Origin of the sequence: Paraburkholderia sp. BL10I2N1 (assembly GCF_004361815.1) — a bacterium.
Lineage (GTDB): Bacteria > Pseudomonadota > Gammaproteobacteria > Burkholderiales > Burkholderiaceae > Paraburkholderia.
In genome coordinates, this window is sequence record NZ_SNWA01000001.1 from 4,473,973 (window position 1) to 4,487,301 (window position 13,329).

The 13,329-nt window shown below is 56.9% G+C and carries 11 protein-coding genes and 4 pseudogenes; 9 read left to right on the forward strand and 6 right to left on the reverse strand.

The features are described from left to right. Window positions 1–345 precede the first annotated feature (345 nt). Window positions 346–2,331 carry an ATP-binding protein gene (locus B0G77_RS20815; protein ID WP_133663809.1) on the reverse strand — a complete coding sequence of 662 codons (1,986 nt, stop codon included), beginning with the start codon at window positions 2,329–2,331 and terminating at the stop codon, window positions 346–348. Window positions 2,332–3,548: 1,217 nt separating this feature from the next. On the opposite strand from B0G77_RS20815, the pseudogene B0G77_RS20820 reads away from it, so the two are divergent. From B0G77_RS20820 to B0G77_RS20850, 7 genes and pseudogenes are all read left to right on the forward strand, one after another. Next, window positions 3,549–3,815 (forward strand): annotated as a pseudogene (locus B0G77_RS20820) (DUF932 domain-containing protein); the annotation flags it as partial. A gap of 171 nt (window positions 3,816–3,986) precedes the next feature. Next, window positions 3,987–5,216 carry a site-specific integrase gene (locus B0G77_RS20825; RefSeq protein ID WP_133662643.1) on the forward strand — a complete coding sequence of 410 codons (1,230 nt, stop codon included), beginning with the start codon at window positions 3,987–3,989 and terminating at the stop codon, window positions 5,214–5,216. After that, the gene (locus B0G77_RS20830) at window positions 5,213–6,562 is read left to right on the forward strand and encodes a tyrosine-type recombinase/integrase (protein WP_133662644.1); all 1,350 of its coding nucleotides are present in this window, start codon (window positions 5,213–5,215) and stop codon (window positions 6,560–6,562) included. Before B0G77_RS20825 ends, B0G77_RS20830 begins: the two co-directional genes overlap by 4 nt. A 2-nt stretch (window positions 6,563–6,564) precedes the next feature. Further along, window positions 6,565–7,560 (forward strand): tyrosine-type recombinase/integrase, encoded by a 996-nt coding sequence (locus tag B0G77_RS20835; protein ID WP_243751126.1) that lies wholly within the window; start codon window positions 6,565–6,567, stop codon window positions 7,558–7,560. An 88-nt stretch (window positions 7,561–7,648) separates the two neighbouring features. Beyond that, window positions 7,649–8,224 (forward strand): annotated as a pseudogene (locus B0G77_RS20840) (DUF932 domain-containing protein); the annotation flags it as partial. Between the two features lie 251 nt (window positions 8,225–8,475). Beyond that, complete coding sequence (locus B0G77_RS20845; protein ID WP_243751069.1) at window positions 8,476–8,862, forward strand: ParB/Srx family N-terminal domain-containing protein; 387 nt, start codon at window positions 8,476–8,478, stop codon at window positions 8,860–8,862. Continuing rightward, a complete protein-coding gene (locus B0G77_RS20850; RefSeq protein ID WP_133663811.1) occupies window positions 8,747–9,130 on the forward strand; it encodes a hypothetical protein in 384 nt (127 codons plus the stop codon). Before B0G77_RS20845 ends, B0G77_RS20850 begins: the two co-directional genes overlap by 116 nt. A 119-nt stretch (window positions 9,131–9,249) precedes the next feature. Here B0G77_RS20850 and B0G77_RS44390 read toward each other — a convergent pair whose 3' ends face one another. The 4 genes and pseudogenes from B0G77_RS44390 to B0G77_RS20865 all read right to left on the reverse strand — a co-directional run bounded on the left by B0G77_RS44390 (window position 9,250) and on the right by B0G77_RS20865 (window position 11,143). Beyond that, entirely contained in the window at window positions 9,250–9,666 is a 417-nt protein-coding gene (locus B0G77_RS44390) for a hypothetical protein (protein ID WP_243751070.1), read from the reverse strand. A 39-nt stretch (window positions 9,667–9,705) separates the two neighbouring features. Further along, a complete protein-coding gene (locus tag B0G77_RS44395) occupies window positions 9,706–9,984 on the reverse strand; it encodes a hypothetical protein (protein WP_243751071.1) in 279 nt (92 codons plus the stop codon). After that, window positions 9,974–10,668, reverse strand: a pseudogene (locus tag B0G77_RS20860) (P-loop NTPase). Before B0G77_RS20860 ends, B0G77_RS44395 begins: the two are co-directional and overlap by 11 nt. Window positions 10,669–10,678: 10 nt before the next feature. Further along, complete coding sequence (locus tag B0G77_RS20865; RefSeq protein ID WP_133663812.1) at window positions 10,679–11,143, reverse strand: hypothetical protein; 465 nt, start codon at window positions 11,141–11,143, stop codon at window positions 10,679–10,681. A 1,225-nt stretch (window positions 11,144–12,368) separates the two neighbouring features. Here B0G77_RS20865 and B0G77_RS44400 point away from each other — a divergent pair. Together B0G77_RS44400 and B0G77_RS44405 are read left to right on the forward strand one after the other, a co-directional pair. Then, window positions 12,369–12,425: pseudogene (locus B0G77_RS44400) on the forward strand (IS66 family insertion sequence element accessory protein TnpB); the annotation flags it as partial. Between the two features lie 15 nt (window positions 12,426–12,440). Beyond that, window positions 12,441–12,695, forward strand: a complete 255-nt coding sequence (locus B0G77_RS44405) for an IS66 family insertion sequence element accessory protein TnpB (protein WP_243751072.1) — start codon at window positions 12,441–12,443, stop codon at window positions 12,693–12,695. Between the two features lie 148 nt (window positions 12,696–12,843). Here the strand turns inward: B0G77_RS44405 and B0G77_RS20875 are convergent, their stop codons facing one another. After that, the gene (locus B0G77_RS20875; protein WP_243751073.1) at window positions 12,844–13,203 is read right to left on the reverse strand and encodes a tyrosine-type recombinase/integrase; all 360 of its coding nucleotides are present in this window, start codon (window positions 13,201–13,203) and stop codon (window positions 12,844–12,846) included. Window positions 13,204–13,329: the final 126 nt, after the last annotated feature.

Below are 13,329 nucleotides of genomic sequence, written 5' to 3' on the forward strand. Positions count from 1 at the left end.
AGCTCTGGTGGTGCCCGAGAAGAAACCCGCTCTGCTTTCTGGACGAGGCAATCCGCGTCGTTCCTCCCCAGGAGCAGAGCTTTGACTCCGATACATATTGATCCTTCACCCAGACCGATCTCTGTAACGCCTGCACCGATTTGCTTAAGAGTACGTCGTAGCGGTCGACAGAGCCGGCGTCCTCTTCTTGATTCAGGGTCCTATAAACGGTCGGACGCTGCTGATCGCGACAGGCAGCAGCCGGGCCAGTTGCAGCCATTCGACCGCCATCTCGCGTGGACACTTGAACGTCGGCTTCGCCTCAAAGAACGGCCGTACACAACTTAGAGCCCAGATACGCTCTCTTCAGCAGTTTTCTTCGATCGAGCCTTTCAACCACCGAATGGATTCCATCGCCGAGCTAAAATTGTCAGCATCAATTTCATTCGCATGCGCGTCGGCCCTGAGTTTGTTGACAGTGGTCATTGCATGCTCGAAGCGAGCCTTATCATCTCGGAAAATATTTTTAAAGGTTTCCCATTCACCGATAATGGCGCGTTTTAAATCCGAGAAATAAACTTCACCGCGGAACATGTCGTCGTATGAATATGTTGCAGCCTTGTCTTTTTGGGATCTCTTTATCATTGCGTTGACGAATTTATCTTTGGCTACCGGGGTTCCAAAAGCTATTTTCAACGTGCGCTTTACAATATTCCTCAACTCTTGCTCAAACGAATTCCTTTCTGCGTTTAGCAACTCCCAGCGCTCTTCCAAAGTTGCGGGCGACCGAAGATGGGTTGCGGTATCGGCGATTGCATCTTGGACTGCGATGATGCGAAAGTGATACTTATCGCTTGCCTTCGTCACAAGTCCATATCCAAGCAGATGGTTTATTAATGTTGGTTCGTCCAAAGCATATGACGAAAATGTCTGATGGTCATCAGCCGAAAGATGTTGCAAGAGCCTGTACTCATCAACGTACCTCTCCCTCAGGATGCGGAGAATAAGGTCAATGTAGTCCCGTGTGCTGAGTCTAAGCTCATCCCGTTTTTCACGGTATATTTCTTTTCTTATATGCACTTTACGAGGCAGAAGTTTTTTCAGATGCCACTGATGTAGTTTGCTACACACTTGGCGAATCAGAAATGGATGCCCACCATATTCGTCCGTAAGGTAGGTATACACTTCCGTATCAAAGGACATCCCCATATAGCCACCAATATATTTGAGCATGGCGGTCACATCGTCTACGTCAAAGAACCCAAGATATGTCGGCTCCACGTAGCGATATAGCGGATTGTCAAGGCTTGGACCTATAAGCGGTACCTCTACGCAGCGAGGATTAACACCGCATACTAAGAAAGAGAAAAGATTTGGATTTTGTTGAAATGTCGACCGTATCGTTTGCCAAAAGGCGAGATAATCTGCACCACTAGCCCAATGATTTGTCGGCGACAGATCAAACGAGAGGTTTTCTATTTCATCGAATATAAGTAACGATGGCTTTCCATATGTTTTCTTGACTAACAAAAGATCCTCCGAAAATGCAACCGAAGCTCCTGCCTCAGAATAGGCATGCTCGCCATGTCCGCCTTCCGCTATCGGATTTGCTTGAAACAAGGCTTGCTTAATGCGAAAAAGTGTTTGATTCCAGCGGGCCTTGTGAAAGCGCGTATCAGTACAATCAATAAAAGCGACAGGCGCACCTATATCCCGAAGCTCTCTAACTACGGCCCAAAGCACAGACGTCTTGCCAATACGTCGAAGACCGAATATCGAACTGTTTTCCCCTTCATTGTATTTTCCGATAATACGTTGCACATCTGTTCGACGCCCAAAAAAGTACCTATCCGTCTTCAAGGCAGACGAAATCGCGAAAAGATCCTTCGTATAGAGATTTTCCTCTAGCCGCCGTCTGACAATATCTCCCTTGCCTGCAACGCTACCCGTCAGTTCGTTATAACGGAATGGGACAAACACCCGCGCCTCGCTAGTGATACTCACCTTCGGTACGTTAGCCTCAACATCGGATGCATTCGAAACGATCAAGACACACAAGCGATCTAGTCGGTTTTGGCTTGCCGACAACGTTCTATCAATAAAATCGATAACGCGCGCATCGAGAACCGGATATGGATGAAGCACACACAGCAACTCCGAGAAGAAACAGAATCGTTGCTGCAAATCATCGGTCGGCTTTAGATAAACTACCGGATATCTGTCTTTGCCTGCTTTTCCTACTTTCGCGTTTGAGACAAAAAATATCGTCGCTAGATTATGAACAATCTCGATCTCTTTCGGTCCAAAATCGTTTAACTTTACCGCCGGGCGAAGCCCAGGATTCTGTTTCATCTTTCAGTAACCTGTGAATTATCTATAGTAATAACCAACCTAACCGCAGGCTTCTCAACAGTTTAGCCCTAAGTGCACTATATATACCTGCCCTTTTTGTTTGTTCGCTGCTCCGCGCCCCTCTCCAAATCCGTTCGGCCTTCTTGGCCGGTTTCTCCGAACGACGCAACCGCGCTCGGCAAAGAGTTTAATGCGTTTCAGCGTGCGATGTGGAACCGTTTGCAATGGACTCAGTAGTCTTCGCAACAGCCGGCACCGAAGTCCTTTAAGCAATAACCATCCGGTTGGTGTCGGTCGCGTCACACACCACAGAAACGGAGGCTTGCGGCAACAGAGCCTGTTGACTGTCGAAAAATCGTTCGTCGTCTGGTAAGCAGACGCGAACGACCGATGTGCCCTCAGAAACGGCCGTAGTGCTCGCATCGCTCTCAAGGGCACAAATGGGTCGTTTGCGGTCCCACGAGGCGCTCGAAAGCGGCCATTCGCTGTCGGCTGCACATGCCCCGCTGCGAACGACCACAAAGGCCGACTTTGAGACGGTCGCACAACGCCGCCAAAAGCTCGGGAACCAATGAAACATCTGCGCTCCTGCGCCGATCGATCCGCTCGGCGCCGGTTCCGGCGTTCCCTTTCCTTGCTTCCTACGTATCCCTTTCTCCCGCGAGCAGGATCCGGACTCACGACCACGATGAGCGCTGTCTATCACGATTCGGATTGCAAGGAGCCTCCCAGGCATATCCCTGCGCCGTTGGATCGGCTTTCGCGCATCCGTTAAGCCTCATCGGGCGTCTCGACTCTGCAGAGCGTCAATCCCCGAAAGAGCCCTACCCCTCAAAGACTAGTCAGGTGAAGGCCGCACGCGGCCTCCACATTCGCGCTCGCCGCGCGGCGTTTCATCCCGCTCAACTGCGCAGTTTCGCCGCTACCAGTCTCCACCGTTCCCGCCCTAACCCGCGACCGTAGCCGACACCAGACGGCCGTCAAGGCGTTCGGGGCCGTGTCCTGCGCTTCGCTCCGTCCCGCACCCACCCCTCACTTCTTTCCTTGACGGCCGCCCGGCGCCGGCTCCTTGAGTCGCACGGGCGCGAACTCAGGAGACTGGCGGCAGCAAAGCCAACCTCCAGCTTCGACCAGGATGAAACCAAACCCTACGACGGTGCGGAATCTTGGAGCCCGGTCAGCGCAACACCGATCAACTTCTTGATGTGGAGATTGCCATGCAACTCGCTTCCTCTTTCCGCTACGGCTCCCCGATGCTTCGTTCCGACTCGCCCCTCTCCGATGACCAGATCCGTCGCATCGCGCCGTCCATCTTCGCCGAAGGCAAGCATCAAAGCCGCTCGGAACGCTACACCTACATTCCGACCATCGATGTACTGAAGGGCCTGCGCAACGAAGGCTTCCAGCCCTTCATGGTGTGCCAGACACGTGTGCGCGATCAGGACAAACGCGAATTCACGAAACACATGATCCGCATGCGCCACTAACCGCAAGCTTGCGGTTAATGGCGTAACGGCAAGGAAGCCGTAATGCGAAGGGGTATCGTGTACCTCGGCGCTGGGCGTAGGTTACGGCTGTTCAACTTTTCATTATTTGATAGCCGCCCAAACCGCCAGTTATGACGCTCGCGCTTCCCGCCAGGAAAGGAGGTCATCATGTATCGATCGGTACCTTGTTCAAGTCCGTGGCTTGATCTATTGAGGCATCGTCTCCAGGACGCAGGCTACTGTCGCAGGATCGCGAAGCAATATGACTTTGCTGCGCGATGCTTCCTTCTCGATCTGGAGCGTCGAGGAAAAACTATCGAGTCTGTATCTCGGTCAGACGTCGACATGTATCTCGCGAACCTGAAGCGGCTACATGACCAGCATCCGCTACCCGTCGCCAGCAGAAGGAAAGATTGTGCCTCTATCAAGATGCTGCTGCGACTGGTCCACAACGGCAAGTGGCCGCCAGAGTTCGCGCCGACAACGGATCACGATATCGTCGTGTTCGATTTGGTGCGCAGCTATGAAACGTGGATGGTGGAGATGCGCGGGCTATCTCCTAACACGCGCAGACATAGACGCTTCGAAATGTATTCTCTTCTGAGGTGGCTGCACGATCATGGAACGAGCATTGAAACGTTATGCCTTCCGGACCTCGACGCCTATATTGCATCGCGGGTTGTCGTGATGAAGCGCCGCTCAAAGGCACATGTAATAAGCACGTTACGTGGTGTACTGCGCTACCTGTTCGATAGCAATCAAATCGCAACGGATCTGGCAAACGCCATTGATGGACCTATCATCTATAAGCACGAGGCTATTCCGACGACAATCCCTCGAAAGGACATCGATCGGGTGCTGGAAATTGCCCGACGCGATCGCTCACCATTAGGTATCCGTAACTACGCGATGCTGATGCTTCTGTCGACCTATGGCCTGCGCAGTGGAGAGATCCGTGGTTTGCGCCTGTCAGATATCGACTGGCGGCATGAACGGATTCACATCAGACATACAAAGACAGGTGCGTGCTCGGAGCTGCCATTGTTACGTGATCCCGCCGACGCGCTATTCGACTATCTCAAGTGCGGTCGTCCCGCGACGTCAACGCGAGAAGTGTTTGTGCAGGCGGTAGCGCCTTATGGGCCGCTGCGTGCCGGTCTTCATCGGGTGCTGAACCACGCCATTCAGGCCGCAGGAGTGTCGCTGACAGGAAAGCGCGGGGTTCATGTCTTGAGGCATAGCCGGGCCGAGTCTTTGCTGGGTAGTGGCGTATCGATCAAGGTGATCGGAGATATCCTGGGACATTACAGTGTGCGAGGTACAGCAATGTATCTCAAGCTGGCAACTGACGATTTACGGTCAGTCGCACTTGATCTTCCGCAAGAGGTGACGACATGACTAGCAACGACCTTGTTCTCCGGTTCGTCGACACGCTGTCGATAGGACCTGAGACGCGTAGCGATTACGCCCGTGCCTTGCGGAAGTTTGAGACCTTCATGTCCGACAAAGCGCTTCCAGACGAAGAAAGCGCGATTGAAGTCCTGCGGACGTGGTTGCGACAGGAAGTCCAAAAATCGCCAGTGAGTTGCGTGGAAAACCGGGCACGCGTAGTCGTCCGCTACCTGCAATGGCGCACGAACGCCGGAGGTGGTTCGCATCCCGTTCTAGAACTGTACGCACATTACGGACGACTGATCGGTCCGGTTGTTCGGGCCTTGCTCGAAGATGACAACGGAAGCGCCCTGCGACGGCTGATTCCACTTCCCGTTTGGGGCAGCGTACTTGGCCCTGCGATGCAGGAACACGTTGTGCGGATGAAGTCACTGGGCTACCGGTACGATACGCGCGCGAGTGATCTGCTGCGCTTCGACCGATTCCTACAGCGTCACCCTGCACTGGCAACTGTCCCGCTTCGACAGCAGTTCGATGCATGGCGTAACGAAAGCCCCGGCTTGCGGCATCAGTACCTGGCTCAGCAATGTGGAGCCACGCTGTCAAAAGCGTTACGCCGAAAGGCCCCTGAGGTCCCAACTCTGCCGATCGAACCAGGATTATATGGCCGACTGATCCAGCAGGAGCGGTGCCCATATCTCTTTACCGAGGCTGAGATTCGTATGCTGCTCGATGCGGCTCGCACATTCCCTTCACCGAAGGCACCTCTACGGCCAGTCGCTCTGCACGCAATGATGACGTTGGCATACTGTGCCGGTTTGCGGCTCGGCGAAATCGCATCGTTAACCGTCGGCGATCTGGATCTTGCCCGCGGGCTACTCGAGGTCCGCGAGACGAAGTTTTTTAAGTCGCGCCGCTTGGCCCTGTCGCCAAGCGCGCTCGACGTCCTACGCGCCTATCTGGAAGCACGCGCGGCATTCGGTGCACCGATCACATCGAGAGCCCCCTTGTGGTGGTCGCCGCTGCGTCGATCGGGATACTGCAAAAGGCTAATTGAATGGATGTTGACCGAGGTAATTCGTCGCGCAGGGCTTAAACCCGCGCATGGTCATCAAGGGCCACGGGTTCATGATATTAGGCACACATTCGTTGGGCATCGGATGGTGCAATGGTATCGAGCTGGCATCAATCCTCAAGATCGCTTACCGCATCTGGCGGCGTACCTTGGTCACAAGGATATCCGGTCGACACTCGCATACCTGCACGTCTCTCCAGAACTGCTCCGTCAGGCTAGTGAACGCTATCGGCGTCACAATGCACGCGTGCTGCGTTTGCCGGGAGAAGCGTCATGAAAATGGCACCCCTCGCGTACTGGCTCCACGCGTTCTTCCACGAGTGGCTCGCTGAGCAGCGCAATTGTTCGCGACACACAATTCTGTCCTATCGCGACACCTGGCGACTTTACTTGCGGTTCGTCGCTGCACGGCGACACTGCCCGGTAAGCTCAATCAAGCTTGACGAATTGACCGCCGACGAAGTGCTCGCGTTCCTCAAGCACATCGAATCAGAGCGGCATACATCGATAGGCACACGCAACTGCCGGTTGGCGGCACTCCATTCTTTTTACCGGTTCATTGCGGACCGGGAGCCGTTAGCGGCCATGCAATGCGCTGCCGTATTGCGCATTCCTGCCAAGAGAGGGCCAATTACCGAACCCGCGTACCTCGACATCGAGGAGGTCGAGGCGATTCTGCGCCAGCCAGACCGCTCGACACCAGAGGGACAACGCGATTACGCGCTTCTTGCCTTCCTGTATAACACTGGCGCGCGCATCCAGGAAGCATTGAGTCTCTGTCCGTGCAATATCCGTCTGGCAGCGCCGGAGCAGGTGAAGCTTTGTGGTAAGGGCAACAAGATGCGGATCTGTCCGATCTGGCCGGAAACCGCGGCATTGCTGGCTGCGTTGCTCGAGCGAAACCCGAGACCGGAGAACGAACCGTTGTTCGTTAATCGTTATGGTTTCCCTCTCAGTGCCGCCGGCGTGCGATACAAGCTCGCGCAGTACGTGCGGACGGCGACGAACGAGGCACCGTCTTTACGAGGGAAACGCGTGCATCCGCACACGTTTCGCCACACGGTCGGGGTCCAACTGGTGGCGTCCGGAGTTGATGTCACCGTGATAAGAAGCTGGTTCGGACACGTGAGTCTCAACACGACAAATCATTACGCACGCGCGAACATCGAGACCAAGCGGCGCGCTCTTGAACAAATGGACCAGTCAACCCGGCCTCGCAGTCCGCCGCGGTGGCGACGTAATCCGAATCTCCTGGATTGGCTTGACTCCCTATAACCGCCTGGTAATGCGAAGCAGGAACACATTCGAAATGCCGATCATCGCACCTGCCAGCCGTTTCCTCTGCATTACGGCCTCCTTGCCGTTACGCCACGCCGACGAAATTACTGGCGAGGAAGCCAACGAGATCGTCCTCCTCAACTCGCACGATGGCACCAGCAGCTATCAGATGCTCGCTGGCGCGTTCAGGTTCGTCTGTCAAAACGGCATGGTCGCGGGCGACACAGTGGGTGAGGTGCGCGTGCCGCACAAGGGCGACATCGTGCAGAACGTCATCAATGGTGCATTCGACGTGCTCGACGGCTTCGACCTGATCCGCGAGCAGAAGGACGGCATGCGCGCCGCCAAACTCACCCGTGACGAACAGCACGCGTTTGCCCGCTCCGCCCTCGCCCTGCGCTACGACCCGACTGACGCCAACACACCGGCTCCGATCACCGGGAGCCAGTTGCTCAACGTACGCCGCTTCGAAGATCACCGTGATGACCTCTGGACCGTCTTCAACCGCGTTCAGGAAAACATGACCAAGGGAGGTCTGCACGGCCGCTCGCGCACTGGTCGGGCCATGTCCACGCGCCCAGTCGTCGGCATCGATCAGAACGTGAAGCTGAACCGCGCGCTCTGGATGCTTGCCGATGCAATGCGCCAGATGAAGGCGTAAGGACCGGAGGGGCGACCGTGCATCGCCGCCCTCCCAGCAGATTGGCGATCAGGATACCTACCCGGGTCCAGTCCTGACGTGATCCGTAACACCGTGACCCGGACGATCTCTGTCAATCATTCTGGAGTCGATCATGCAAATCCGAAGTCATCGCACAAACCAGTACAACGCCTTCCGACGGAGCAACAGCGGAAGCCACTGCCGTATCCCTGCTCGAAACGAATTTCGGTAACGAGCAACCGGTCGCGACCGTGCCCTATTCGAGTCTGTGTCCCTCACCCCATAACGCCCGGACCAAACCCCTGTCGGTCATTCCAGCGCTCGCGGACAACATCCGCGCGAAGGGCCTGTTACAGAACCTTGTTGTACACGAAATGAAGGGGTCACGTGGCAAGGCGCGCAGACACGGCGTACGCGCGGGTCAGCGCCGTCATGCGGTGCTCGACCTGCTGTACGCGAACGGCCATATCACCGCCGACTATCCTGTGCCGGTGCGCCATCAGCACCGCGCTGCAACTCGATATGACGCGATACTGGACGCCCACGCGCGCTTCGTATTTCGATCATGTCAGCAAAGCGCGCATCGCCGAAGTGGTGACCACTGCCCTGTCGCCCAAGGTTGCCGCCGACCTCAGTAAGATGAAGAAGGTCGACGCCGCAGCGGCAGCCGAACTGCGACTTGCGAAGTCTGCATGGCTCCCGGAAATACTCACCGATCGCGAAGTCCCGGCCACGCCCTCCTGGGCTGTCCACGAGGACGAGGACGAAGGCGACCCGGATGCTGTAGGCAACACCGGTGATACACGGGACGGCGAAGACGCCAGCAATGGTCCTGATGCGGAGAGCGGCGGCGAGTACACCAGCAGCGCCGCGGGACGAGCAAGTACCTCCCGCCACCGACAGTAATCAGCCGCCGTGGCCTTTCCCGACTGATTACATGCATTGACCCCGCGCAACCTGACTCGCGGGCAGCGTAAGCTCCAGCCCTCGTCCGGTAACCAGGCAAGGCAGACGGCACAGTCCATTCAGGGCCTGCCGTCTGCCGACCGGAACTGAACTGCGCGACAGTCCGTGGCCGACGGTTGGCATCCCGTCCGCCGGCCAACCAGACCGCCTGCGGCGAGCAGAAGGCAGAGGACGGCACCGCCCACCAGCAGCAGGCGATACATCGAGCGCGCGAAACGCCTTTCCACCCTTGTAGCCATCGCCTCTACCCGCTCCGTCGCTGCTTCAACCGCCCGAACGAACGTGTGGATTGTGCTTTCCAGCCGCTGGCGCTGCTCCCGCGCCGAAAGCGCCGCCGCACCGATCAGCCGGTTACCCGCCGTACGCGCGACCTGATTTGCCATACGCTCGGTCAACGCCATCATGGCAGTCTCATTGAGGGCTGCCAGTGCTGCCCGGTACCGTTCCTCATGCTCCCGCATCAGGTTTTCCGCCAACTGGATCGTCGCCTTGCATCGCTCAAGCGCGTCCCGATGCTACTGCATCAGCGCATCGGTCGCGCCGCCGACCTCGCGACGCGCGGCTTCGAGGCTACCCTCGCTCGCCCACCGGATTCGCTCCGGCATGGCCTCATACAGGCGCGCGTAGTATTCGAGCACCGCAATGATCGACCATAGCGCGTCATTGTCATGCAGGTTCAATGCGTTCGAGAGCCGGTGCATGCGGGCGAGACTGGCTCCGTCCGGGACGTCGCCGGACACCTCGCGAAACAGGTGAATGATCGGATCGACCGATTTCGACCGCCTATTGGTCATGCGGCGTCCTCTCGCTGCTGATGACTTTTGAGAACATGGCGTCGCACAACTCCCGCCAGCGAAACAACTCCGCCCGCTGTCCAATGTGCATGGTTTCTGCCGCCCTGCGGATCGAGACACGTTGACTGCGTAGTTCGTCCGCAACGCGATCCACCAGATCAGGAAAATCGAGTGAGCGGCCCTTCGTCTCGATCGTTTTGCGAAGCTGAGACTCCTGATACAAAGCGAATTTGTCGGGTGCACCGAAGTAGCCGTTGCGAACGACATGCGTCACGGTATCCGGAAACGTCTGCCCGAAAATATGCAGCAACTCCAGGCTGTCGCGCTGCCGGTTGATCACCCATAGCACGACAAGCTGTCGCCCCAGTTCATCCAGTGTCCGTGCGAGTGTGCTGCCATATCGTGTCACGCCCGTCTGATTACGTGCCGCGGTATTGACAATCACTGCGCACCTTAGCAGATCAAGGTGTTGCACTTCAAAATTGATCGCGCCAGGTCATAAGCCGCGCATGTGATCTCGTCTCTAAGCGCTTTCATGACGTCGGGATTCGACGTATCGGTTTCGACCAGAACAGCGTGAATGTCCTGCCGCTGCAGGTAATGAGCCAGCGCGAGCGTTACCATGCTTTTCCCAACACCGCCCTTACTGCCACCGACCAGATAGATGGGATGAGTTATATCCATGACCGACCTCCTAAAGGTTTTCGATATCAGGCCGGATCTCGAACGAGAACCTGTCCTGAATCTCCATTGATCCCGGCTCGCTTACTTCCCTTCCCCTTTGTTGTCGTGCATCGTCATGCCGGTCACCCGCGCGCGTGCCTTTTCGCTCTACAGTCCGCTTCTGACGGGTCAACGGCCCCGCCTCGTTCTTCCCTTGCGGATTGGCCGATCTGGAGGCCGCACCGGAAGGTTCTGGACGATACAGCGCATACTTGACAGCGCCAATGCTGACATCGAGCCCGTTGCGCCCGGCTTCCTGGACGATTTCATCGAGCGTGTACCCTTTCGCCTGGGTGGCAGTGATATGCGCCCGAATCTCTTTCATCGCGTCGCTCACCGTGACGCGCTGTTCGCTCCGGGGCTTCTCAGGTAGCGCTTCAAGCGCACCAACAAACCCATCCCACTGCGCCCGTGTGTAGCTTTTTGCGCCCGGCACGATTCGCTCCCATGGATCACCTTCGTCACCATCATGAGAACCGGGAAAAGGCTCGTCAGTACCCCTTCCAATGGCTAGGCCGCACGATCTGAACAAGTCGGAATACACAGGGAGCCGACGGAACGGAAAAATATTTTCGTTGTGCTGCGCAGATCAACCGCTTACAAGAGGCCTCGTCACAAACCCGGGTTGATGGCTAAGCAAACTGGTGCGCAATGGCATGCTGGCTTAGGACCAAAAGCTTGCGAACTCGTGGCCAAGTAGTGAGCAACTCCGAATGGAGCGCCTGAAAAGTAGAGCGACCAAACCGGCAAACATGGTCGTGTAGTTCGGCGGGCCGTTTGAGCGCACGTCGCAGACTTGCAAACTTGATCTGGCCGACGTTGAGCAGCGACCCGTCAGACTCATGCTGTGCGTTGATACGACCCGCAGCATTGCCGAGTTCGTACTCGCATCGACAACCTCGCGATATTTAGGCAAGGAGTCGACACACGGACACCGTCGGTCTCACCGACGCGCTAGATTCCATGATCAGAATCGCCCCGACACGCCGACAGAATTTCTGCAAAGGGTCAACGGAATCACAGTGGTGACTTCACAAACTCAGCGGATCAGTCTCGCAGAAAATGGCGAACTGCACGCCTGAAAAACAAGATTCAAAAAGTGATGGCAGGATAGGCTTGCGCCGGTTTTAGGCGCCATGGGCACCCACTCCGACACGCCGCACCCGCTCGCAGCATCAGTGGCCCGGGCTTGTCACCCAAATCCTCTCCCGTCTAGCCAAGATCTCGTTGCGGATCCTGGCAATGCCATTGAGCAGATCAATGGGAAAATCGCGACATGTATTCAATCCGCCGAGGAACTCTCCGCTGCTGCGACATAACAGGATCCCTACGCCAGTTGGCCGCCACGATTTCGTGTCGAAGACCGCGGCCAACAATTTGCGCGCCTTAAGGGCGTTGTTGCGGCTGGTGGATAGCGATCGTAACCAGTTCGTCATGTCGTCGTCCCCTTACCGCTATTAGCCCCGACTAAAATCCGAGAGCAAGCACAAAACGGGACCAGTTCGACTTCAGCGTAAGCGGCTCGTCCCGACCGTCGTAGGCGGTGACTGCGATAAACAGCAAAGTGATGTCCATGGACACCACCCCTGTCAGAGTCTCCAGAGAAGAAGCTGGGTAGTCGAGCAGGCCGTCCGAATTACCCACGGGAGCTTCGGGACCGGCTGGCGGCAGCAGCGTGCGAGCCGGGCGTCTCGGTCGCGAGACTGGCCCGTGAGAATGGCATCAACGCGAACATGCTGTACACCTGGCGACGGCGATATCTTGCCGAGCAGCAAGCTCCATCTACCGGCCTCCTCCCGGTCGTACTGCCGAGTGACGCGCCGACGCAGGTCCTTGCGTCATCTTCGGGCGATCCGCAAGCGCTAGATATGAAGCCGGCCTCGCCCGGGGGCACGATCGAGATCCGCATCGGCCGTGCGGTGGTTAAGGTAGACGGCCTGGTCGACGCTGACATGCTGCGTACCGTGCTGGGCAGTCTGCGATCGTGATCTCTCTGCCGGTCGGTACGCGCATCTGGATCGCTGCGGGCGTGACCGACATGCGATGTTATGTGGAGTTGCCGATTATGCGCAGTTGGCCGGCAGTACACGACAGATCGGCAGCGGCCGTGGGCCTGATGACGCTGCGCATCAAGGGCTAGTGCTTCGTTGATCTCAGCATCTCGATCAGAGCATCAGGCGGCCGGAAACGGCCTCGCCGAAGATTCGGGATTCCAGTCGCGGCGAGCGCTTCCAGTTTCTCTGTCGGGTCTGCGCGTAGATAAATCTCCGTGCTCTGAACTCTGGCGTGCCCGAGCCACAGAGCAACCCTTCGGACATCGTATGTTGCCTGCCGGGTATGCATCGCGCAGGAATGCCGCAGCACATGTGGCGAGATGCGTTTCGCGGCAAGCGTTGGCTGGAGTACTGCCGCAGCCTTCTCATGTTTGGCCAGGATGTATTCAAAGCCGGCGTTCTCGCGGGCCAGGCTCGCAAGCCGCAGCCGCCAGTCGATCACGAAGCTCCCGGGCGTAGTTCGGGCGCCCCGTTCGAGTACCCGGCTTCTTCTCTTCAGACTGTGACAAAGTGGTGCCCATCAAATCGGAATGATGGACATTACTTTGGTGTTTATCCCAGTCACCGC